The organism is Saccharopolyspora sp. NPDC003752 (assembly GCF_053605825.1).
In genome coordinates this window covers 22,954-45,603 of record NZ_JBSGJZ010000050.1, presented here as the reverse complement: position 1 = coordinate 45,603, position 22,650 = coordinate 22,954, and the positions used below count along the sequence as shown (strand labels likewise).

The following is a 22,650-nucleotide window of genomic DNA, read 5'->3' as shown; positions in this document are numbered from 1 at the left end:
TGTCGATCCCGGGCGGCCTCCTTCGTCGGTGGGGCGAAACCACCCAGGAGAGAGGCAAGGACGATGTCGGACACCGAGCACCTGACTGCCACCGTGACCGTCGACCGGACGCCGGAGCAGGTCTTCGAGGCCATTACCAACGTCCGCGGCTGGTGGAGCGAGAACCTCATCGGCCACTCTGCCGCCTTGCACGACGAGTTCGTCTTCACCGACGACAGCGAATTCGCCGGTGAGACCGCCCGAGCCAAGGGGGGCATCCGTTTCGCCCGGTTCCAGATCACCGAGTTCGTGCCCGGCCGACGGGTGGTCTGGCACGTCGTGGACTGCGTGCGCTCGCGGCCCTCCGACCGCACCTTCATCGACGACCGTGACGAGTGGACCGACACCAACGTCATCTTCGACATCACCACCGACGCGCAGGGCACGACGCTGCATTTCACGCACGAAGGCCTCACCGCGGCGGAGTCCGCCTGCTTCGAAGCGTGCTCGCGCGCCTGGACCTTCTTCATCACCAAGAGCCTGCCGCAGCTGCTCACCACCGGCGCCGGCCAGCCCATGGCGAGCTACCGCCGGTGAACCGCCGCGAGTTGAAGGACACCGAACCCATGTCTGCCATGGAAAGCACCGTGGAAACCACGCGCGAGGAGAAGGCACGGCCTCGCCAAGGGCTCGTGCTGGTACTGGCGTGCGCCGCCATGGCGATGGTGGGCCTCGACATCGCCATCGTGAACGTGGCCCTGCCCTCGATCCAGCGAGATCTCAGAATCAGCCAAGGCGGTTTGCAGTGGATTGTCGTCGCCTACGGTCTCCTGCTCGGCGGATTCCTCCTCGTCGGTGGCCGGATGACCGACCTGCTAGGACGACGTCGCGTCTTGCTCGCCGGCCTTGGCTTGTTCACCGCCGCGTCGCTGGTGGCGGGTGCGGCGCAGCACAGCGGCGTGCTGATCGCGGCGCGTGGGCTCCAGGGGTTGGGCGGTGCACTCATCGCACCGGCAGTCTTGTCGCTGCTGGCTGTCACCTTCCGTGAAGGGCGGGAACGCAATCGGGCTCTCGGCATCGTCGGAGCCGTCGGCGGAGTAGCCGGAACGGTGGGCGTTGTCGCGAGCGGTCTCATTGCCGCTGGTCCGGGCTGGCGGTGGGCGTTCTTCGTCAACGTTCCCGCCGGCCTCGCGCTCATCGCACTCGCCATCACCTGCCTTGCGGCCGATGAGCCCCGTGGCCGTTCCGGGCGGCTCGACGTCGCAGCGGCCAGCACGGTGACCGGCGGACTGCTGACATTCGTCTACGCACTCCACCATGCCTCCACCCGCGAATGGACCTCCGCCGGCACACTGGCGTGGTTCACCGCGTCCGGCGTGCTGATGGCCGTGTTCGTGTGGTCGGAGAAGCGTTCACCAGCCCCGCTCGTGCCGACCAGGGCGCTGAGGAACCGCACGCTCGTCGCGGCGAACCTCACCGCGCTGCTCGCATTCGGCGCGTTCTTCTCGTTCATCTTCCTCGGATCGCTGCTGATGCAGCAGAAACTCGGCTACTCGGCAGCGCGAACAGGTCTGGCGTGGCTGGCCACGACAACGACCGGGTTCGGAGTCGCGTGGACCGTCGGCCGTCTCGCAGCCGCCGTGGGCGTCCGGCGCCTGCTGGTAACCGGCCTGACGCTGGTGACCGTCGGAGTGGTGTGGCTTGCTCGGGTCCCCGCCGACGCCGGCTACCTCACCGACCTGCTTCCGGCGTTCCTGGTCGCCGGGCTCGGCTTCGGGGTCTGCGGGCCCTCGCTCCAGATCGGCGCGCTGTCCGGTGTCACCGAATCGGAATCAGGACTCGCATCGGGCTTGCTCGAGACAATGCGCGAGATCGGCGGCGCGGCAGGCGTCGCCGCCGTATCAACAGTCCTCGTAGCCGGAACCGGCCTCGACGGCTTCCACACCGCATTCGCCGCTATCGGTATCCTCGCCGGTCTCGGAGCCATCGTCGCAGCAACCGGCTTCCGGCGCGGCACCTAACCGGTTGCCGCCCTGGCCTGCGCCCTGCTAAAAGTCCCGCCCCACCCCAAACCAAAAGAAGAACAGGCCCCCGGGAACCCAGAAGCCTGCCCAACAAACCCCAAAATCAAGCCGCGGACTCAACGTCCTCCAACTCACCACCTGACGGAGCCTCGGCGGTCGCAACGGCCCGCTGCGACCGCCGCCGCTTGGCGTACCAAACCCCCACCCCGACAAGCACCACGACAACGACCAGCACCCAACTGGCCCGCCCCAACGTCTCCTCGATGTACTTCGCCGAAGCCCCAGCGGCCCACCCGATGCTCACATGCGTCGCGGACCAGGCGATCGCCCCGATCAACGACGACACGAAGAACCGCGCGTACGACATCCCGCTCGCCCCGGCCGCGGCCGGCATCAGGGTCCGCACCACCGGCAGGAACCGCGCCACCAGCACGGCCCCCACGCCCCACTTGCACAGCAGCTCCCCGGCCCGGTCCCAGTGCTTCTGGCCGAGCTTGCGCACCACCTTCGTCTCGCGCATCTTCAGCCGGTAGCGGCGCCCGAGCCAGAATCCGATGTTGTCGCCGACCGCCGCGCACACCGCGACGACGGAGGCCAGCAGGATGAAGAACCCGACGTCGGTCACCGCCGCCGAGGCGATCAGCAGGCCGCTCTCGCCGGGCACCAGGAAGCCCAGGCCGATGGTGCATTCGCCGAGCACCAATGCGCCGGTCACCAGGACCAATAGCGGCTTCGGCAAGCCTCCGACGACTGCCAGGATGTCGCTGATGAAGGTCACGGGACGGGCTCCTCGGCATGCGTGCTGGCTTGACCCCGTTCACGCTACCGGCGTAACCGCGCCCCGGTCTCCGGAATGCCCCTTAGCCTTCCCCGAGACCGGGGTCACACCGGCCCTTCCGGGTCAGCACGCCTTCACCCACGAGCATTCCAGGGCACTTTCGTCGACCGGCGTGCCCGGATCGTCGACGTGCGTGCGCGACTTCGGCACGTGCACGCGGCCGCTCGGCCGGTCATCGGCGCCGTCGTACTCGGCCAGCCGGACCGCGATCGCGTCCTCCAGGTCTCGCGGGGAGCCGCCGAGGAAGTCGTTGAACACCACCGAGAAGACCAGTTCGCGGCCGTTGGCGGCGGTGACGTAGCCGGACAGCGACGTGACCCCGGTCAGCGATCCGGTCTTGGCGTGGACGTTGTTCTGCGCCGCGGTTCCGCCCATCCGGTTGCGGAGCGTGCCGCCGACCATGCGGTCCGCTACCCCGGCGATCGGCAGCGCGTCGTACCAGGACCGGAACCAGGGCCGCTCGCGCGCGTTGTCCAGCAGCAGGGCCAGCTGTTCCGGCGTCACCTGGTCCATCGTGGACAGACCGGAACCGTCCACCACGCGCAGCACGTCCGGGTTCACGCCGAGACCGCTCAGCTCCTCGGTCAGCACTTCCAGCCCGGCCGACCAGCTGCCCTCGCCGCGGGCTTCCCGCCCCATCGCTTTGACCAGGACTTCCGCGTGCCCGTTGTTGCTGAGCTTCAGGAAGGGGACCAGGAGTTCCCGCAGCGGCATCGACTGCCGCGAGGCGAGCGCCCGCGCGTCGGCCGGCGCGGTCCCCTCCCCGGTCCCCTTGATCGTCACGCCGTGCGCGGCCAGCGCGCGGGCGAAGACGTCGGCGGCGTACGCGGACGCATCCGGCACCGAGGTGAAGTCTTCGAACGGCTGCGAACCGGCCGGCACGCTCCCGGTCACCACCACCCGGGAACCGCCGTGGTCGCGCTGCACGGTCACGTCGAGTTCGCCGTCCGCGGCCGAAGTGGTGGTCCGGTTGTCGATCTGCACGACGCCGGTGGCCGGTTCCAGCCGCACCTCGGCCCGGCTCCCCTCGACCGTCGGGCTGACCCGCACGAGCGCGGTCCCGGCGTCGAAGTCGGTGTTCGGAGCCACGGTCAGCGCGGAAACCGGTGCGGCGTAGTAGTACGGCTCGTCGTCCCACGCCCAGCCGGTGCCCAGCGGCACGTCGTCGAACCAGGTGCCATCGGCCAGCAACTGACCGTGCACGGCCCGAACCCCGGACGCCGCAACCTGTTCCGCGAGCCGGTCGTAGTCGGCGGCGAGCAGCGTCGGGTCGCCGGTGCCGCGCAGGTAGAGGTCGCCGAGCAGCACCGGCCCGTGCTGCCGCCCGGCGGTCACGACGTCGGTGCGGAACCGGTAGTCCGGCCCCAGCGCCTCCAGCGCCGCGGCCGAGGTGAGCAGCTTCGCGTTCGACGCCGGGGTCGCGCGGTCGGTCGCCTGCCTGCTGTAGAGCACCTCGTCGGTGGCCGGGTCGCGCACCACGACCCCGGCGTGCGACCCGTTCAGCCGCTCGTCGGCGAGGATGTCGTCGAGGTCGACGCGCAACGCGTCCGGCCCGCTAGGTGCCGCTCCGGACGGTGCTACGAAGGCGACCGACGCGCCCAGCGCCGCAGCGAGCCCGACCGCCAGTCCCCACCGTCGACGCATGAGCAGCTCCCTCGGCTCGCCCGAAACAGATCATGCAGAGTAAGCACGATCATCACAGGCGGTCAACGGAACTGCTCAGCCGACGGCGATCGCGGTCGCCATGGCCAGCAGCGCACCGCCGCAGCACCGCTCGAAGACCTTCCGCCGGCGCGGGTCGGACAGGAAGGCGGACAGCCACTGCACCGAGGGCACCACGACGAGCCACCAGGCCGCGAACGCGGACACCGCGACGCCGCTGAGCAGCGCGGCCTGCTTCACCGGCTCCGCCGCCGGGTCCATGGCCTGCGGCAGCAGCGTCAGGAAGGTCAGCATGACCTTCGGGTTGAGCACGTCGGTCAGCAGCCCGCGCAGGAAGACGGCGCGGCCGGAACTGGGCACGTCCACCTCCGGGGCCCCGGCCGCGGTTCCGGACTTGCGGAGGATCTGCAGGCCCATCCAGCCCAGGTAGGCGACGCCGATCACCTTCACCACCAGCAGCGCCGCGGGCACGGTCATCACCAGCGCGGACAGCCCCAGGGTCGCCGCCGTCGCGTGCAGCAGCAGCCCGCAGGTGACGCCCGCCGCCGCGAGCCAGCCCCAGCGCGCGCCGTTCGCGGCGTTGCGCGTCACCAGCACGAAGTCCGGCCCCGGTACCAGGACGATCACCAGCAGCGCCAGCAGGAACGACCCCCAGGCGATGTGCACGACTGCTCCTTCGAATCGAATCAGCGGTGGATTGCGCATATCTTCCGCCGTTCGTTCGCCGTCTCGCCAGCTGCGCCGTAGCATGTTCGGTTGTGCAGGAATCTGTAGAACTGGATTCGGTGGACTGGCGGATCCTGGAGGAGTTGCAGAACGACGCGACCTTGCCGAACCGGGTGCTCGCCGAGCGGGTCGGGCTGGCGGCTTCCAGCTGCCTGCAACGGGTTCGGCGCCTGCGGGAACAGGGCGTGATCACCGGGTCGCACATCGACGTCAACCCGGCGGCGACGGGGCTGGCGCTGGAGGCGGTGGTGGCGATCAACGTCCGCCCGCACACCCGGCAGGTCGTCGACCAGTTCCGGGAGTTCGTGATGGGGCAGCCGGAAACCCGCTCCCTGCTGCACGTCAGCGGTCAGGCGGACTTCCTGCTGCACGTGGCGGTCGCGGACACCAAGCACCTGCAGGAGTTCCTGGTGGACAAGCTCGCGTCTCGCACCGAGGTCCGGCACTTCACCAGCTCGATCGTGCTGGAGCAGCTGCACACGCGAGCCCTGACGCCGCCGCGGCAGCTGCGTCCGAAGCGCCGCCGCCGGTCCGGCGATGGATGATTTCCGCAGTTTCAATTGAAACTGCGGAAAATCAGTCGCCGACGCGGAGCAGGCCCTCTTGCACGACGGTCGCGACCAGCTGGCCGTCGCGGGAGAAGAACCGGCCGGTGGCCAGGCCGCGGGCGCCGGAGGCGCTGGGCGAGGCGCAGTCGTAGAGCAGCCACTCGTCGGCGCGGAAGCGCCGGTGGAACCACATCGCGTGGTCCAGGCTGGCGCCGTTGACCTTGTCCAGGCCCCAGTACACGCCGTGCCGCGCCAGCACCGCGTCGAGCAGCGTCATGTCGGAGGCGAAGGCCGCGATGCACACGTGCAGCAGGTCGTCGTCGGGCAGCACGCCGTCGGCGCGCATCCACACCTGGCTGCGGGCCTCGCGCGGGCCGTTCTCGCGGCTCACCCACGGCGGCTCGGTCACGTAGCGCACGTCGATCGGCCGCGGCTGGGCGCGCCCGAGCTTCTCGATCATCGAGCCGATCTGCTCGCCGTAGGTCGGCAGCGTCTCCGGGTCCGGGACCTCGGGCATGGGCTCGGCGTGGTCGATGCCGTCCTCGTCGACCTGGAAGGACGCGGACAGCGAGAAGATCGCCTTGCCGCGCTGCACGGCGACCACTCGTCGCGTGGTGAACGACCGGCCGTCCCGGGTGCGGTCCACCTCGTAGACGATCGGGATGCTCGGGTCGCCGGGCCGGATGAAGTAGGCGTGCAGCGAGTGCACCCGCCGCTCCGGAGGCACCGTGCGGCCTGCGGCGACCAGCGCCTGGCCGGCGACCTGACCGCCGAACACGCGGACCGGCGACGAGGCCGGGCTGACGCCGCGGAAGATGTTCTCCTCGATGCGTTCGAGGTCGAGCAGCGCGACCAGGCTGTCCAGCACCGGTTGACCGTGCGGCATGCCGTTGACGTCGAGCGGAACCTCGTCCTGCAGGTGGGTTCCGGCCGGATCGGCCGCGGCGGCTCGGGCAGCTTCGGTCACTGCGCGCTCCTCGGGGTTGTACGCCGGATCTCCGGACGGGAGCGCCGGGTGGCTCCCGTCCGAGAATGCGGATCAGACGTGGTCTTCCTCGCCCAACCGGTGCACGCGGATGAGGTTGGTGGAACCGACCGTGCCGGGCGGCGAGCCCGCGACGACGACGACCATGTCGCCGCGCTGCGATCGGCCGATCGACAGCATCGACTGGTCCACCTGCCGCACCATCTGGTCCGTGGTGTCCACCTTAGGCACCAAGAACGTCTCCGTCCCCCAAGTGAGAGCGAGCTGACTCCGCACTGATTCCTCGGGGGTGAACGCCAGCAGCGGCAGCCTGGTGTGCAGCCGGGCGAGCCGGCGCACGGTGTCGCCGGACTGCGTGAAGGCCACCAGCGCCTTGGCGTTGAGGCGTTCGCCGATGTCGCGCGCCGCGTACGAGATGACGCCGCGCTTGGTGCGCGGGACGTGGCTCAGCGGCGGCGGTGCCGTCGATCCCGCCTCGACCGCTTCGACGATGCGCGCCATCGTCTGGACGGTCTCGATCGGGTAGCGGCCGACGCTGGTCTCGCCGGAGAGCATCACCGCGTCGGTGCCGTCGAGCACCGCGTTGGCGACGTCGGAGGTCTCCGCGCGCGTCGGACGCGAGTTGTTGATCATGGAATCGAGCATCTGGGTCGCGACGATGACCGGCTTCGCGTTCTCCCGCGCGATCCGGATCGCCTTCTTCTGGACCAGCGGCACGTGTTCCAGCGGCAACTCGACGCCGAGGTCACCGCGGGCGACCATGACGCCGTCGAAGGCCAGCACGATGGCCTCCAGGTTGTCCACCGCTTCCGGCTTCTCCAGCTTCGCGATCACCGGGACGCGGCGGCCGACCCGGTCCATCACCTGGTGCACCAGGTCGATGTCGGCCGGGCTGCGGACGAAGGACAGCGCGATGAAGTCCACGCCCAGCTCGAGCGCGAACTCCAGGTCCTCGATGTCCTTCTCGGACAGCGCGGGCACCGAAACATCCATGCCCGGCAGGGAAATTCCCTTGTTGTCCGAAACCGGACCACCTTCCGTCACCTCGCAGATGACGTCGGTGTCCTCGACGCCGGTGACGGTCAGCCCCACCTTGCCGTCGTCGACCAGGAGTCGGTCGCCGACCTTGGCGTCGTTGGCGAGGCCCTTGTACGTGGTGGACACCCTGTCGTGGGTGCCCTGGACGTCGTCGACCGTGATGCGCACGATGTCGCCGGTCCGCCACTCCACCGGCCCGGCAGCGAACTTGCCGAGTCGGATCTTCGGTCCCTGCAGGTCGCCCAGGATGCCGACGGCGCGACCGGACTCCTTGGCCGCGGCTCGGACCATCTCGTAGACCTGCTGGTGATCGGCGTGGCTGCCGTGGCTGAAGTTCAGCCGGGCGACGTCCATTCCGCTGCTGACGAGCTCAGCCATCTTCTCCGGGGTGGCGGTGGCTGGGCCCATGGTACAAACGATCTTGGCTCGTCGACTCACGTTATGCCAGCGTAGTCTGTTGACCGACGCGCGCAGCACGCAGCCATGCCTGTAGACGTGGATCGGGGAGATCGTTGCTGGATCATTACAGAACCCGGCTCACCCGGATTCCGTTCGGGGTCGCGGTGCTGGCCAGCCTGCTCATCCTGTTCATGCCGGCGTCCGGGGTGCCGACCGCGCCGCCGGGCACCGACAAGGTGGTGCACTTCGCGATGTTCGCGGCGCTGGCCGCGACCGGCCGGATCGCCGGGTTCCCGACGTCGCGGCTGCTGCCGGCGCTGGTCGGCTACGCGATCGCGTCGGAGATCGTGCAGGGCCTGCTGCCGATCGGGCGCAGCTGCGAGGTAGCCGACGGCCTTGTCGACGTGGCGGGCGCGGCGGCGGGCTGGGCGCTCATCACGGCGGCGCGACGGGCGCGCCGGGTCAGCGACGCTTCTTCTCGGTGACTCCGATGTGGTCGGCGCACCACTGGTTGAGCTCGCGCACCGCGCTCCAGGACTGCCGGACCCGGTCGATGCAGGCGCGCTCGTGCAGGACGTCGTCGGCTTCCCAGTCGCGGGACGCGTAGAGCGTGCGGTGCCGCAGCAGGTCCAGCCGGGGATGCCCGGCGGAGAACCCGCGCGGCCGGCTCTTGAGCGTCTCCCCTTCGATCTCCCAGCCCTGCTCGACGAGCGCGGCCAGCAGCGACCGCAGCCGCTCGCCGTGGATGTCGGTGTCGACCGCGGCGCGGAACCGGGCCAGCTGGTCGGACTCGGTGTGGTAGCAGCCCCCGGCGACGAGCATCCCGTCGGCGCTGACCTCGACGTAGTAGGCGCCACCGCCGCGCCCCAGCTCGATCACGGCGCCGCAGTGCGTCTTGTAGGGCGACTTGTCGGCGCTGAACCGGACGTCCCGGTGCGGCCGGAAGACCTTGCCCTGCCCGAATCCCGGCCCGAACTCGGGCTCCAGCTCGGCGAGCAGCGCCTCCATCGGCGCGCGGACCTGCTCCCGGTAGAACGCGAGGTTGTCGTTCCAGTAGGCCTTGGCGTCGTGCACCTCTCGCTGCGAATCCACCAGACCGGCCTGGACCCGTTCGAGCCCTTCGAAGAACTCGACCACTCCCCTGCCGAAGCCCTCGAACCTCTGCCCTGCGATGTCGCCGCCCACTGCTCCTCCCCCTTCGCCCCGATGATGATCCGCGATCGCCCGCCGTTCGCGCACCGGGGGGGGTGGAGGAAGAACTGCGGCGCCTGACCGAACCTGGGGGTTGCCGGTCAGACGCCGCAGCCATGCACCGGTCATCGACTGCGACCCCGATGACCGATATTCAAAAGACGCGAACGTCACTCGCGTGCCCTAACAGTAAGCACGCCATTTGGCATATACCAACTCAACACGGAACATGCCACCCCTTCGGGCGAAAAGACGCCCGCCGCGCCCCCGGATCACGCGAGTCCACTGTGGCCACTCGCAGACCACGAGAGCGGAAATTCACGTGACCACGGCCTTAGGCTCGGAAGCCATGGACGAGGACTTCGAGACTGTCATCAACAGCGAGCTCGAACTGCTCACCCCCGGGGTTCGCGCGGATGACGATGCGGTGCGGGCGCTGCTGCATGAGGACTTCCGCGAGTTCGGCGCATCCGGGACGATCTGGGACCGGGAGACGGTGGTGCGCGCGACCCGCGCGAGCAGTTCGGCGCCGATCCAGGCGGACGGCCTTCGGCCGGTGCGGCTCGGCCCGGACGCGATCCTGCTGACCTACACCGCGCGGATGGAAGACGCAGCCTCCCTCCGGACGGCCATCTGGGTCCGCACGGACGGCGCATGGAAGCTGCGTCACCACCAGGGGACTCGTCTTCCGCCGGGGCCGTGAACCGGTTCAGCCGAGCGCCTGGCGGGCGCCGGAGGCCGCCGAGGCCCGGATCGCGTCGAGCACTCGGTGCAGGCGGAGGCCGCGGGCGAAGTCCGGCGCGACCTGCTCGCCGGTGCGCAGCCCCTCTGCGATGTCCGCGTACACCGCCGCCACGTTGCGGGCCTCCTGCGCGACCGGGCGGACCGGCGGCAGCTGGACCGCCTCCCACGGCCGGCCCGCCTCGGCGGACACGCGGAGTTCGAGGTCGCTCATCTGGATCTGGGTGCCACGCGGATCTTCCGCGCCGGTCGAGGCGATGGCCAGACTTCCTTCGGTGCCAACGATTTCCAGCAGCACTCGCGGGTCCGCGACCTCGCCGTCGCGGATGTTCGCCGACAGCATCGCACCGGAGGCCAGCCCGGCGTGCAGCACCAGGTGGTCCGGGCTGTCGACCGCCACCGGCTCACCGGTCTCGGCCACCACCTGGTCCGGGAGCTGCAAGGACAGGTCGGCGGACAGGCGGGCGATGTCGCCGAGCAGGTGGTCCAGCACCGACAGGACGTGTCCACCGTGAACTTCCAGCAGTCCGGCGGCATTGGCCGACTGCAGCGTGTAGACGGCCCAGGCCGGCACCTTCCCCGTCGCCCCCTTGCCGCGAGCGCTGTGCACGGCGGCAGAGGTGATCCGCCCCAGCGCGCCCTTCACGAGCAGTTCCCGGGCGCGCTGGATCGCCGGCGAGTACAGCGCCTGCAGGCCGATCACGTTGTGCACGCCGGCCGCACGGGCGCCCGCCACCAGGACCTCTGCCTCCTCGGTGGTGCGCGCCAGCGGCCACTCGCAGTAGACGTGCTTGCCCGCGTCCAGCGCCGCTTGGACGAGTTCCAGGTGCTTGGGCACGCGGACCGTGACGACGACCAGATCGACGTCCGGATGCCCGGCCAGCGAACGCGCGTCGGCGAAGGCGTGCTCGGCGCCGAACGCCGCAGCCGCGCGCCGGGCGCTTTCCTCCCGACTGGTCGCGACGGCGGTCAACTCGTACTGGTCGAGCGCGCGCAGCGCCGGGACGTGCGCCCGCCCCGCCCAGCCCTGGTCCGGGTTGGCCCCGATGATCCCGACCTTGATCCTGCCCACGACATCCTCCAACCGGACCTCGGAGGTCCGTTTTGTTCCGACGAACCGGACTCGACAAGTCCGGTTCAATCCGGAGTCTAACCGGACTCATCAAGTCCGGTTGCTAGGGTGGCCCGGTGAGCGCGGTGGAACGACTTCTGAGCGAGGATGCGCCGCGGGCGGACGCGCAGCGCAACGTGCGGCGGCTCGTGGTGGCCGCTCGCGAGGCGGTCGCCGAGGTCGGCGTCGGCGTGACCGCGCACGAGATCGCCCGCCGCGCCGGTGTCGGGATCGGCACCTTCTACCGCCGGGTGCCCTCCCGCGAGGCCCTGCTGCAGGCGGTGGTCGAGGACACCATCTACGAGATCGTCGGGCTGGCCCGCCAGGCGCTGCAGGACCCGGACCCGTGGCACGGGTTCTGCGGCTTCGCCGCCGAGTTCGTGCAGCTGCGCGCGATGAGCTGCGGGATCAACGAGGCGCTGGGCACGGACTGCGCGCTGACCCTCGACCAACCGCTGGCCGACCTGCGCGAAGAGATCCGGCTGCTCGTCGAGCGCTGCCAGCAGGCCGGCGCCGTGCGCGGGGACGTGCCGTGGCAGGACGTGCCGTTCGCCCTCACCTCGGTGATGACCGGGAACCGCACCATCGGGCTGCCCGCCGCCGACGACCAGTGGCGGCGGAACCTGCGCATCGTGCTCGCCGGGCTCCGGGCCACGGCCTAGCACCGGAACAAGATCCCAGGTCAGGGGTCGCGCAGCGGGTTAAGCTCGGGACGTGGTCTCCACTGCTCGAGCCCGTGTGCGGGAGCCAGCGGGCAACCTCCCGGCCGACGTCACGAGCTTCGTCGGCCGGCGTCGCGAGATCACCCTCACCAAGCGCCTGCTCGCCGAGTCCCGGGTGGTCACCCTCACCGGCCCCGGCGGCGTCGGCAAGACCCGGCTGGCGATGCGGGTCGCGGGCAACATGCGCCGCACGTTCCGGGACAAGTCCTGGTGCGTCGAGCTCGAGGGCGTCCGGGACGGCTCGCTGGTGGTCGACGCGGTCATCGAGCAGCTCGGCATCGGCGGCCCCACCGGCGGGGAGGACATCGACACCATCATCGAGCAGCTCAAGTCCCGCGAGATGCTGCTCGTGCTGGACAACTGCGAGCACGTGATCGAAGACGTCGCGCTGCTGGTCGACGCGGTGGTGCGCTGGTGCCCCGGGGTGCGGGTGCTGGCCACCAGCAGGCAGTCCCTCGGCGTCTCCGGCGAGGCGACCCTGGTCGTCCCGCCGCTGCAGGTCCCCGACATCGAGCACCTGCCGCCGCCGGAGGCCTACGAGCAGTTCGCCTCGGTCCGGCTGTTCGTCGACCGGGCCAGGGCCGCGGTCCCCGAGTTCGAGGTCACCGCCGACAACGCCACGGCGCTGATGCGGCTCTGCCACCACCTCGACGGCAACCCGCTGGCGATCGAGCTGGCGGCCGTCCGGCTGCGGTCGCTGTCGCTGCAACAGCTCGAAGAGCGCCTGGCCGAGCGCTACGACCTGCTCACCGAGGGCCGCCGCGGCGCACCGGCCCGGCAGCAGACGCTGCGCGCGCTGATCGACTGGAGCTACGAGCTCGCCTCCGACCAGGACCGGCTGACCTGGGCGCGCGTGTCGGTGTTCTCCGGCTCCTTCGACCTGGCCGCCGCCGAGCACGTGGCCGGCAACGGGCTGTCCGACGCCGACGTGCTCAGCGCGATCCACTCGCTGGTCGACAAGTCCGTGCTGATGCGCGAGGAGGAAGGCGGCGAGGTCCGCTTCCGGCTGCCGCACACCCTGCGCGAGTACGGCCAGGACAAGCTCGCGGAGTTCGGCGAGCTGGAGACCATGCAGCAGCGGCACTGCTCCTGGTACGCCGACCTGGCCGGGCGCTTCGCCGCGGAGTGGATCGGCCCGGACCAGGTCGCCTGGGTCAACCGGCTGCGCAGCGACCACGGCAACCTGCGCGCGGCACTGCGCACGGCCGCGGCCAATCCCGGGACCGCCGGGGCGGCGCTGCGGATGTGCACCGACCTGTGGCAGTACTGGGGCATCCGCGGTCTCAACGGTGAAGCCCGGCACTGGCTCGACCAGGTGCTGGCCACCACGCCCCGCGAGACGCCCGAACGGGTGCGCGCGCTGCGGGTCAGCGCCTGGTTCGCGCTGCTGCACGGCGACGTGGAGACCGTGCAGCCGACGCTGGAACAGGCGACGGTGCTGGCCACGCAGCGCGGCGATGAGATCGAGAAGGCGCATCTGACGCTGGTGCGCGGGATGGCGGCGTTCGCCCAGAACGACTCGCCGCGGGCCGCCGTGCTGCTGGAGGACGCGCTGGGCCAGTTCCGCAAGCACGAGGTCTCCGTCGGCGAGCTGTTCGCCCTGTTCGGCCTCGGCCTGATCAAGGGCCTGGGCGAGGATCCCGAGACAGGGCTGGGCGTGCTCGCCGAAGGCATCCGGCTGTCGCGCGGCCTCGGCGAGCTCTACTGGCACTCGTACCTGCTGTGGGCGTCGGCGCAGGTGGAGGCGCGGCGGGGCGACCTGGAGCGGGCGGAGACCGCGGCGAAGGAGGCGTTGCGCCTGCAGCGCAAGCTGGACAACCGGCTGGGCATCGCCTTCAGCATCGACACGCTCGCCTGGATCGCGCAGCAGCAGGGCAGGCACGACCGCGCCGCCCGGCTCTTCGGCGCGGCTTCGGCGGTGTGGGACGCGGTGCGCGCGGCGCCCGGCTTCTGGGCGAGGTTCGCCACCGACCACGACGAGCACGAGGCGCAGGCCCGGACCGCGCTCGGCGAGTCGGCCTTCCAGGAGGCGTTCGACCGCGGCCACCAGCTGTCGGTGGCGCACACCGTCGACCTCGCGCTGGAGGTCAAGCGGCACGCGCGGCCGCGCGCCGAGGACAACGTGCACCCGATGCCGCTGACCCGGCGGGAGCAGCAGATCGCGGAGCTGGTCGCGCAGGGCAACACCAACAAGGAGATCGCCGAGAGCCTGGTGATCGCGCAGCGCACCGTCGAGGGCCACGTGCAGAACATCCTGACCAAGCTCGACTTCTCGTCCCGCGCGCAGATCGGCGGTTGGGTGGCCGCGCAGAAGGCGAGTGACGCGAGCGACATCGCCCCCAGGTAATCTCACTTTAGGTAGTCGAATCCCTTCGACATGTCGCCCATCTGGGCGAATCTAGGTATTCGTGTACGTACAAACCTCGGTGCGCGAACACTCTCCGTACCGGATTCTCGGTTCTCGTGACCCCCGACGAACCGAACACCCCCGATCGAAGTCCCCGACAGGCCGGGTGGCACCGCTGGGAGAGGGCGGTGCCGCAGACGGTGAACTGGATCCGCGCGGCGTTCCTCGGCGACTCCGCGGACCGGCAGCACCGCGTCCCCCCGAAGATGCGGTCGTTGCAGGTCGGTGCCGCCGTCGCCGCGTTCGGCGTGATCGGCGTCTTCGCCGGCACCGCCGGTGCCAAGACCGAAGCCCCCGCGGTCGAAGCCGCCGCGCACTTCGCCCCGCTGGCCGAGCAGCTCCCCGCCCCGGCCGCCGTCCCACCGGCCCCCGAAGCCGCCCCGGCACCCGCCGCGCAGCCCGCCCCCGAGGCCGCGCCGGAGCCGGCCAAGCAGGAACAGCCCGCCGAGCAGGTGGCGGAGAAGCCCAAGGACCAGATCGGCGCCTGGATCGACGAGGCGATCGGCGTCCTGGACCAGCACGGCATCCCGCGCGACCAGATCGACGCGGACGCGATCCGCACGATCATCATGCACGAGTCCAACGGCGACCCGAGCGCCACCAACGGCTGGGACTCCAACGCGGCGGCCGGCACCCCGTCGATCGGTCTGATGCAGACCATCGAGCCGACCTTCCAGTCCTACGCGCTGCCCGGCCACGGCGACATCTACAACCCGGTCGACAACATCATCGCGGCCACCCGCTACGCGATGACCACCTACGGTTCCGTCGCCGACGTCCCCGGCGTCGCCGGCCTCCGTTCCGGCGGCAGCTACTCCGGCTACTAATAGCCGCTACTAGGCGTCGGTCAGCCCCAGCAGGGTTCCTTCCAGGGCTTCGGCGACCAGTTCGCGCATGGCCCACTCGGCCCGCGCCCGGTCACCGCTGCGGATGCACTCGGCGATTTCGCAGTGCAGCCGCACGGCGACCGGGCGCGGGTGTTCGGGCATCAGCCCGTGCCCTGCGCGCCAGCGCAGCAGTTCCTCGACGACCTCGTGCAGCTGGGCGAACATCTCGTTGCCCGACGCGGTCAGCACCAGCCGGTGGAACGCGACGTCGGCGTCCATGAACGTCTCCAGGTCGCCGGCGCGCGCCGTGGCGACCATCCGCTCGGCGAGGCCGACCAGGCGTGCGGCGTCCTCGTCGTCGCAGCGCTGCGCGGCGGCCGCCGCGGCCATCGGCTCCACCGCGGTGCGCAGTTCCGCCAGCGTCTTAAGCTGCGCCGCGCGGTCGGCGACCAGCAGCCACCGGATGAGCAGCGGGTCGAAGGCGTTCCAGTCCGCGCGCGGCCGGACCACGATGCCGACCCGCTTGCGACCGATGACCAACCGGATCGACGCGAGGCTGCGGACCACCTCGCGGGCAACGCTGCGTGAGATGCCGAAGCGCTGCTCCATCTCGTCGATGCGCAGCACGCTGCCCGGCCGGTGGACGCCTGCCGCGATCTCTTGACCGAGCTCGTCCAGCACCTTGTCGTGCAGCCCTCCGGCCATCCGGCACGCCCCTTTTCGCCCTTGAAATCGCCATCAAACATAGGCGCTCCGGGCCGGGTGACCCGCCTAACAGACATACTTAATCGGTCCACATGGCAATAAAGTCATACTTATTGCTTAGGCTGTGCCGCGCACCAGCTGCTCAACGAGGAGCCCCTCTATGCCAAGCCTCTCCGGCACCCTCGCCGTCCTAGCCCAGGCACCCGGCGCGTGGACCGCCCAAGACACCCGGCTGCTGGCCGCCGCCATCGCGGGCATCGCGGTGATCGTCGTGCTGATCAGCTGGGCCAAGCTGCATCCGTTCCTGTCGCTGGCCCTGGGCGCCGCCACCCTCGGCGTCGTCGCCGGGATGCCCTTCGACGACCTGGTGGAGACCTTCACCAAGGGACTCGGCAAGACCGTCGGCGACGTCGGCCTGCTCGTCGCGCTCGGCGCGATGCTGGGCAAGCTGCTCACCGACACCGGCGGCGCCGAACAGGTCGTCGAGACCGTGCTGCGCCGCACCACCCGGCGGACGCTGCCGTGGGCGATGGTCTTCATCGCCGCGCTGCTGGGCCTGCCGATGTTCTTCGAGGTCGGCGTCGTGCTGCTGGTCCCGGTCGTGGTCATGGTCGCCAGCCGGTCGAACCAGCCGATGCTGCGCATCGGCATCCCCGCGCTGGCCGGGCTGTCGATCCTGCACGGCCTGGTGCCGCCGCACCCCGGCCCGCTGGCCGCCGTCGACGCGCTGCACGTGGACATGGGGCTGACGCTCGCGCTGGGCGTCGTCGTCGCGATCCCGACCGCCATCGTCGCCGGTCCGCTGTTCGGCTCCTACATCTCGAAGCGCGTCGAGCTGCCCCCGGCGACGCACCTGCTGGGCAAGTCCCAGCTCGACGCCTCGCCCGAGAAGCGGCCCGGGTTCTTCGCGTCGGTGTCGATGCTGCTGCTGCCCGTCGTGCTGATGCTCGGCAAGTCCGTCGCCGACCTGCTGCTGCCCGAGGACACCGTCGCCTACCAGGTGCTGGACACCATCGGCACGCCGATCGTGGCGATGATGCTGACCGTGCTGATCGCGATCGTGGTGCTCGGCACCGGCGCCCGGTTCAACCGCAACCGGCTGTCCGACGTGATCGGCAGCTCGCTGCCGGCGATCGCCGGGATCATCCTGATCGTCGGCGCCGGCGGCGGCTTCAAGCAGACCCTGGTCGACTCCGGCGTGAACAACATGATCACCGACTTCGCCAGCGGGGCGCACCTCTCGCCGCTGGTGCTGGGCTGGCTGATCGCCGTCGGCATCCGGGTGGCGACCGGCTCGGCGACGGTGGCCACCATCTCGGCGGCGGGCATGGTCGCGCCGCTGGTGATGGGGCTCCCGCCCGCGCAGGGCGCGCTGGTCGCGCTGGCCATCGGATCCGGGTCGCTGTTCCTGTCGCACGTCAACGACGCCGGGTTCTGGCTGGTCAAGGAGTACTTCGGGATGACCGTCGGGCAGACCCTGAAGACCTGGTCGGCGATGGAGACGCTGCTGTCGGTGACGTCCTTCGCCGTGATCCTCGGCCTGTCCGCGGTGCTGTGACCCCGCGGTCGTGAGCGCGCGGGCCCCGCTTTCGCGCTCACGACCGCGCGCGCCGGGAGAGGTATATTGGCGGGTCGGGCCTGCGCGTCGCACGCGGGCTTCTCCCCCCGACCCTCCCAGCACGAGGTGGCGAATTGTCCAACGCCCGAGCCGATCGGGATGCCGTCCGCACGCAGGAGATCGCAACCGAGCAGCAGTACCTCTCGATGCTGTACGCGAAGCTCGACGCGCTGCGGCAGGAAACCACGCAGCGCCTGAAGGACACGCTGCGGGACAGCGGAGGGCCGCCGCAGGCGCGCACCGAGCGCGACATCTCCACCAGGATGTACACCGACAAGCTCACCCAGCTGAGCGCTGTGGAGCACGGGATGTGCTTCGGGCGGCTGGACCTCGACGGCGGCGAGACGTTCCACGTCGGCCGGCTCGGGCTGTTCGACGAGGACAACGAGTACGAGCCGCTGCTGCTGGACTGGCGGGCCCCGGCCGCCCGGCCGTTCTACCTGGCCACCGCCGCCGCGCGGGACGGCGTGCGCCGCCGGCGGCACCTGCGCACCAGCTGGCGGAAGGTGCTCGACTACGAGGACGAGGTGCTCGACCTCGACACCGCCGAGCAGGGCAGCGACCTGGGCCTGGCCGGCGAGGCCACGCTGCTGGCCCGGCTCGACGCCCGCCGCACCGGGCAGATGCAGGACATCGTCGCCACCATCCAGGGCGAGCAGGACCGGATCATCCGCGCGGGGATGAACGGCGTGCTGGTGGTGCAGGGCGGCCCAGGCACCGGCAAGACCGCCGTCGCGCTGCACCGCGCCGCCTTCCTGCTGTACACCTTCCGCGAGCAGCTGTCCAAGCGCGGCGTGCTGGTGGTCGGCCCGAACCAGACGTTCCTCCGCTACATCGGGCAGGTCCTGCCGTCGCTGGGCGAAACCGGCGTGCTGCTGTCCACTGTGGGCGGTCTCTACCCGGGGATCACCGCCACCGGCGCGGAATCCGCGCGGGCGGCGGAGATCAAGGGCCGCGCGATCATGGTCGAGGTGCTCGCCACCGCGGTCCGCGACCGGCAGCAGGTGCCCGCCGACTACACCGAGATCACCTTCGACCGGGAGGCGCTGCGCATCGACCGGCGCACCGCCACGCAGGCGCGCACCCGCGCCCGCCGCTCCCGCAAGCCGCACAACCTGGCCCGGCGCATCTTCCGCAACGAGATGTTCTCCGCGCTGACCCTGCAGGTCGCCGACCGGCTCGGCCGCGACCTGCTGGACCGCCGCGACCTCGACGACATCAACCGCGAACTGCGCGCGGACGCGGTGGTGGGCAAGGCGCTGGACGAGCTGTGGCCGGAGATCACCCCGCAGGAACTCCTGGACGACCTGCTGTGCTCGCCGGAACTGCTGGCCTCCGCCACCCACAAGCACCTCGACGACGCCGACCGCGACGAGCTGCTGCGCCTGCCGGGCACGCCGTGGACGCCCGGCGACGTGCCGCTGCTGGACGAACTCGCGGAGCTGCTCGGCGAGGACGACGCCCAGGCCCGGGCCGAGCGCGAACGCCAGGAGCGCGAGGAACTCGCCTACGCGCAAGGCGTTCTGCACATCATGGAGCAGGACGAGGAGCTGGCCGACGAAGAGCGGCTGCGCGTCTCCGACGTGCTCGACGCCGAGCTGCTGGCCGAGCGGTTCCGCAGCAGCAGCGACCTGACCGCCGCCGAACGCGCGGCCGACGACCGCACCTGGACCTTCGGCCACGTCATCGTCGACGAGGCGCAGGAGCTGTCGCCGATGGCGTGGCGGGTGCTGATGCGGCGCTGCCCGAGCCGGTCGATGACGCTGGTCGGCGACGTCGCCCAGACCGGCGCCCTGGCCGGGGCCGACTCCTGGCACGAGGTGCTGCACCCGTACGTCCAGGACCGCTGGAAGCTGGTCGAGCTGACCGTCAACTACCGCACCCCGGCCGAGATCATGGCCATCGCCGCCGACGTGCTGTCCGAAATGGACACCGACCTGGCGGCACCGCGCTCGGTGCGCACCAGCGGCCACCGGCCGTGGGCCCGCCGGATCCCGGCCGCCGACCTCGGCGCCGAGCTCCCGGCGGTGATCACCGACGAGCTGCGCGAGATCGGCGAAGGCAGGCTCGCGGTGCTGCTGCCGCCGGAACTGCTGGCCGGGATCGGGCCGCGGATGGCGGAATCCCTGCCGGAGGCGGTGATCGGCACCCGGCCCGACGACCTGGAAGCACCGGCCGTCCTGCTGACGGTCGACCAGGCCAAGGGCCTGGAGTTCGACTCGGTCCTGGTGGTCGACCCGGCGGCGATCGTGGCGGACTCCGAACGCGGCCTGAACGACCTCTACGTGGCGCTGACCCGGGCGACGCAACGCCTCGGCGTGGTCCACCCCGGCGAACTCCCGCCGGTGCTGCGCGGCATGTGAAACCGTGGTCGCAAGTCGACGCAAGACGCGCTGCCAAGATCATCAAAGACGTCAGCAACCTGGGTCACAATGCCCCCATGACCGATCATCAGGCTCCCGCCCGCCCGCTGCTGCGCCGTCCCCAGGACGGTGAACTCATCGACGTCGCCGGTGTCGCGCACTTCTTCCGACTCACCGGCGAGCACACGGGCGGGCACTTCGCCTTCGAGGAATTCAGCCTCGCTCCCGGCATCATCGGCGCCAGGCCGCACGTGCACGACGGCCACGACGAGTACTTCTACGTTCTTGAGGGCGATTTGACGCTCCACACCGGAGACGGCGAGGTGACGGCCGGCCCCGGACATCTGCTCGCCGCCACCCGCGGCACCCCGCACGGCTTCCGCAACGCGGGCCCGGTCCCCGCACGCGCCCTGTGCCTCTACACCCCCGCCGGCTACGAGAACTACTTCCGCGACGTCCACGCCGCCGTGAGCGCCGGGGCCGAGGCGACCGACGAGCTGCTGGCCGAATTCCGGAGCCGTTACCGGACCCGCTCCCACCAGATTCCCCCGAACACGCCTTAGCTAGTCCCGTCTGACCGGTGGTAAGGCGCCAGAACACGCATGACACACTCGGCCGGGTGGACTCCGATCTCGTCCGGTGGCTTCGCAGTCTTGGCCTCGACGGCCTCGCCACGTTGCTGAAAAGTCGGCCCGAGTCAGTGGAAGCCCGCTCGCTACCCGCTCTGGCGGCCATCCTCGACTCCCCCGGCGCTGTGCAGCACGCGTTGGAACAGCTCGATTCCGGGTGCAGTGCGGTGCTCGGAGCGCTCTGCTCCCTCGGGGACGGGTGCACCCGCGGCGCGATCGAGGAGTTGCTCGGCGACGACCCGGAAGTCGATCGCGCACTGCAGGCTCTGCAGGAACAGGCCCTCATCCGGCCGAACCCACCGGGAGCGTTCCGGCTTGCCGCACCGCTGCGCGCCGCCCGCATTGCGGGGCTGGGCAGCCCGGTCGCGCAGCTCCTCCACCCGCACGTGAGCAATGCCGTCCGCGGTATCGCCGAAGCCCTCGGATTGGCGCCCGCCAAGCGGAAGGCCGACACGGTGCAGCGGATCGAAGATTTCATGCGGGATCGGGCGAAGGTGTCCGCCGAGCTCGCGAAAGCACCCGGCCCGACCGTTGAGCTCGCCGTGAAGTTGGCACACGCCGACTCGCTCCTCGGTTACTCGCTCGGCGACCCGTCGCCGCGGAGCCCGGAGGTACGCTGGCTGGTCGACCGGGGTTTTCTGGTCAGTCAGAGCCAGTACGCCAGCTACGGCGGCCCGTTCGAAATGCCCCGCGAGATCGGGCTGGCGCTGCGCGAGTCCGCGGACAAACCGGTGCTCCGGCCCGAACCCGCGATGCCGCCGACCACTCGGGTCGACTCCGCCGAGATCGACAAGGCGGCGACGTTGGCCGCAACCGCATTCGTCGACGGAGTGGCTCGGCTGCTCGAACACTGCGCCGCCAACCCGCTGGCGCAGCTGCAGAACGGCGGAGTCGGTCTCCGGGGGCTCAAGCAGGCCGCCAAGGCCCTGCGGACCGACCAGCACCAGGTCCGGCTCTGGTTGGAAACTGCCGCCGCAGCCGAGTTGCTCAGCATTGCTGGAGCCGGCTGCGTCACTGCGTCGAACCTCGCCGACGATTGGCAGCAGGCAACACCCGCACAACGCTATGCCCACCTGGCGCGAGCCTGGTGGAAGCAGCCGGCAGCGGCCATGTTCAGCAAGGTCATGGACAAGCCCGATCCGGCGCTGCTACCGCGCCCCAGCTCGTTCGACCGCAAGTTCCGCATGGACCTGCTGGCAGAGCTTTCCCGTTGGGAAGCGAGCGCCGCATTGGGCGAGCCGAACCTGATCGGCGAGAAGCTGGCCTGGAAGCGACCGGTGCTCTACTGCTGCGCGGACTGCCTGGTCGATCCCATCCAGGTCAACTGGGCCGAGGCCGAAGCCATCGGCGCGATCGCCTGCGGGGCACTGTCCACATTGGGCCGTTGCGTGGCCGACGAGGAAGCGCTGCTGTCGGCCGCCACGCGACTACTGCCCAGTGCGCGGGAATCCGCGCTGCTGCAAGCGGACCTGACCGCGGTGGTGGGCGGTACGCCCAGCGGCCGGCTTGCCGCCACCCTGAACCTGATGGCCGACCCCGAAGGCCGGGACACCGCATCGACCTGGCGGTTCAGCCCCGAATCCGTCCGGCGAGCGATGGACCAGGGCTACACCGCCGATGACCTGGTCGACAAGCTCACCGCAATCGCCCACACGAACCTGCCGCAACCACTGGAATACCTGATCATGGATGTCGGGCGGCAATTCGGCCAGTTGCAGGTCCGAAACGTGCGCTGCTGCGTGCTCGGCGAGGAGGCTCTCCTACAGGAAATCAGCGGAAGCCGTTCGCTGCGTGAGCTGTCGTTGCACGCCTTGGCGCCGACCGTGCTCGCATCGAGCAAACCTGCGAAGGAGACCCTGGCTGCGCTGCGGAAAGCGGGATATGCCCCGGTGCAGCAGAAGACCGACGGCACTGTCGCGGTCGAGCGCACCGTCGACGACCACCCGCCGATGCCCGTGGCACAGCCCTTCTACCCGGCTGCGCCGGAACCGCTGGCGGAAGCCGGCCTCCGCGAGCTCGCCGAGCACCTGCTGGCCCAACCGGACGAGACTCCGTCCGCAGCCGCGCTCCCGGTCGGTCCCTGGATCGACTTCCGGATCATGCCGCCAGACTTCCCGACGACATGACGAAGCGCCCA

The 22,650-nt window shown here is 70.5% G+C and carries 20 protein-coding genes; 12 read left to right on the top strand and 8 right to left on the bottom strand.

Features of this window, described 5'->3' with window-relative positions:
* The first annotated feature begins 63 nt into the window (after window positions 1-63).
* Together ACWEV3_RS38105 and ACWEV3_RS38100 are read left to right on the top strand one after the other, a co-directional pair.
* Complete coding sequence (locus tag ACWEV3_RS38105; protein WP_452618561.1) at window positions 64-576, top strand: SRPBCC family protein; 513 nt, start codon at window positions 64-66, stop codon at window positions 574-576.
* Window positions 573-2,000 (top strand): MFS transporter, encoded by a 1,428-nt coding sequence (locus ACWEV3_RS38100; RefSeq protein WP_452618560.1) that lies wholly within the window; start codon window positions 573-575, stop codon window positions 1,998-2,000. Before ACWEV3_RS38105 ends, ACWEV3_RS38100 begins: the two co-directional genes overlap by 4 nt.
* Window positions 2,001-2,106: 106 nt before the next feature.
* Here ACWEV3_RS38100 and ACWEV3_RS38095 read toward each other — a convergent pair whose 3' ends face one another.
* The 3 genes from ACWEV3_RS38095 to ACWEV3_RS38085 form a co-directional block, all read right to left on the bottom strand.
* Complete coding sequence (locus ACWEV3_RS38095) at window positions 2,107-2,781, bottom strand: DedA family protein (protein WP_452618559.1); 675 nt, start codon at window positions 2,779-2,781, stop codon at window positions 2,107-2,109.
* Between the two features lie 123 nt (window positions 2,782-2,904).
* Window positions 2,905-4,485 (bottom strand): D-alanyl-D-alanine carboxypeptidase/D-alanyl-D-alanine endopeptidase, encoded by a 1,581-nt coding sequence (dacB, locus tag ACWEV3_RS38090; protein ID WP_452618558.1) that lies wholly within the window; start codon window positions 4,483-4,485, stop codon window positions 2,905-2,907.
* Between the two features lie 75 nt (window positions 4,486-4,560).
* Window positions 4,561-5,169: a LysE family translocator gene (locus tag ACWEV3_RS38085; RefSeq protein ID WP_452618557.1), complete on the bottom strand. Its 609-nt coding sequence runs from the start codon at window positions 5,167-5,169 to the stop codon at window positions 4,561-4,563.
* 92 nt (window positions 5,170-5,261) lie between these two features.
* On the opposite strand from ACWEV3_RS38085, the gene ACWEV3_RS38080 reads away from it, so the two are divergent.
* Window positions 5,262-5,774 carry an Lrp/AsnC family transcriptional regulator gene (locus ACWEV3_RS38080; protein WP_397529297.1) on the top strand — a complete coding sequence of 171 codons (513 nt, stop codon included), beginning with the start codon at window positions 5,262-5,264 and terminating at the stop codon, window positions 5,772-5,774.
* A gap of 31 nt (window positions 5,775-5,805) precedes the next feature.
* On the opposite strand, the gene tesB is transcribed toward ACWEV3_RS38080, so the two are convergent.
* Window positions 5,806-6,744 carry an acyl-CoA thioesterase II gene (tesB, locus tag ACWEV3_RS38075; protein ID WP_452618556.1) on the bottom strand — a complete coding sequence of 313 codons (939 nt, stop codon included), beginning with the start codon at window positions 6,742-6,744 and terminating at the stop codon, window positions 5,806-5,808.
* 72 nt (window positions 6,745-6,816) lie between these two features.
* Window positions 6,817-8,238 (bottom strand): pyruvate kinase, encoded by a 1,422-nt coding sequence (gene pyk, locus ACWEV3_RS38070; RefSeq protein WP_358576475.1) that lies wholly within the window; start codon window positions 8,236-8,238, stop codon window positions 6,817-6,819.
* Between the two features lie 74 nt (window positions 8,239-8,312).
* On the opposite strand from pyk, the gene ACWEV3_RS38065 reads away from it, so the two are divergent.
* On the top strand, window positions 8,313-8,684 hold the full coding sequence (locus ACWEV3_RS38065) for a VanZ family protein (RefSeq protein WP_452618555.1): 372 nt from the start codon (window positions 8,313-8,315) through the stop codon (window positions 8,682-8,684).
* On the opposite strand, the gene ACWEV3_RS38060 is transcribed toward ACWEV3_RS38065, so the two are convergent.
* Window positions 8,662-9,384 (bottom strand): DUF2461 domain-containing protein, encoded by a 723-nt coding sequence (locus tag ACWEV3_RS38060; protein ID WP_452618554.1) that lies wholly within the window; start codon window positions 9,382-9,384, stop codon window positions 8,662-8,664. The two genes, ACWEV3_RS38065 and ACWEV3_RS38060, sit on opposite strands and share 23 nt — an antisense overlap.
* Before the next feature lie 355 nt (window positions 9,385-9,739).
* On the opposite strand from ACWEV3_RS38060, the gene ACWEV3_RS38055 reads away from it, so the two are divergent.
* Entirely contained in the window at window positions 9,740-10,093 is a 354-nt protein-coding gene (locus tag ACWEV3_RS38055; protein ID WP_452618553.1) for a nuclear transport factor 2 family protein, read from the top strand.
* A 6-nt stretch (window positions 10,094-10,099) separates the two neighbouring features.
* Here the strand turns inward: ACWEV3_RS38055 and ACWEV3_RS38050 are convergent, their stop codons facing one another.
* On the bottom strand, window positions 10,100-11,203 hold the full coding sequence (locus ACWEV3_RS38050) for a Gfo/Idh/MocA family protein (RefSeq protein ID WP_452618552.1): 1,104 nt from the start codon (window positions 11,201-11,203) through the stop codon (window positions 10,100-10,102).
* Between the two features lie 116 nt (window positions 11,204-11,319).
* Here ACWEV3_RS38050 and ACWEV3_RS38045 point away from each other — a divergent pair, with 116 nt between their 5' ends.
* The 3 genes from ACWEV3_RS38045 (at window position 11,320) to ACWEV3_RS38035 (ending at window position 15,198) form a co-directional block, all read left to right on the top strand.
* Complete coding sequence (locus tag ACWEV3_RS38045) at window positions 11,320-11,904, top strand: TetR/AcrR family transcriptional regulator (protein ID WP_452618551.1); 585 nt, start codon at window positions 11,320-11,322, stop codon at window positions 11,902-11,904.
* Between the two features lie 52 nt (window positions 11,905-11,956).
* The gene (locus ACWEV3_RS38040; protein ID WP_452618550.1) at window positions 11,957-14,311 is read left to right on the top strand and encodes a LuxR C-terminal-related transcriptional regulator; all 2,355 of its coding nucleotides are present in this window, start codon (window positions 11,957-11,959) and stop codon (window positions 14,309-14,311) included.
* Between the two features lie 188 nt (window positions 14,312-14,499).
* Window positions 14,500-15,198: a transglycosylase SLT domain-containing protein gene (locus tag ACWEV3_RS38035; RefSeq protein ID WP_452618549.1), complete on the top strand. Its 699-nt coding sequence runs from the start codon at window positions 14,500-14,502 to the stop codon at window positions 15,196-15,198.
* A gap of 9 nt (window positions 15,199-15,207) precedes the next feature.
* On the opposite strand, the gene ACWEV3_RS38030 is transcribed toward ACWEV3_RS38035, so the two are convergent.
* Window positions 15,208-15,903 (bottom strand): FadR/GntR family transcriptional regulator, encoded by a 696-nt coding sequence (locus tag ACWEV3_RS38030; protein ID WP_452618547.1) that lies wholly within the window; start codon window positions 15,901-15,903, stop codon window positions 15,208-15,210.
* A gap of 160 nt (window positions 15,904-16,063) precedes the next feature.
* Here ACWEV3_RS38030 and ACWEV3_RS38025 point away from each other — a divergent pair, with 160 nt between their 5' ends.
* From ACWEV3_RS38025 to ACWEV3_RS38010, 4 genes are all read left to right on the top strand, one after another.
* Window positions 16,064-17,461, top strand: coding sequence for a GntT/GntP/DsdX family permease (locus tag ACWEV3_RS38025; RefSeq protein WP_452618546.1), 1,398 nt, complete (start codon window positions 16,064-16,066; stop codon window positions 17,459-17,461).
* Window positions 17,462-17,595: 134 nt separating this feature from the next.
* Entirely contained in the window at window positions 17,596-19,884 is a 2,289-nt protein-coding gene (locus ACWEV3_RS38020; RefSeq protein ID WP_452618545.1) for a HelD family protein, read from the top strand.
* A 77-nt stretch (window positions 19,885-19,961) separates the two neighbouring features.
* Window positions 19,962-20,447 carry a cupin domain-containing protein gene (locus tag ACWEV3_RS38015; RefSeq protein ID WP_452618544.1) on the top strand — a complete coding sequence of 162 codons (486 nt, stop codon included), beginning with the start codon at window positions 19,962-19,964 and terminating at the stop codon, window positions 20,445-20,447.
* A 56-nt stretch (window positions 20,448-20,503) separates the two neighbouring features.
* Window positions 20,504-22,639 (top strand): helicase-associated domain-containing protein, encoded by a 2,136-nt coding sequence (locus ACWEV3_RS38010; protein ID WP_452618543.1) that lies wholly within the window; start codon window positions 20,504-20,506, stop codon window positions 22,637-22,639.
* Window positions 22,640-22,650: the final 11 nt, after the last annotated feature.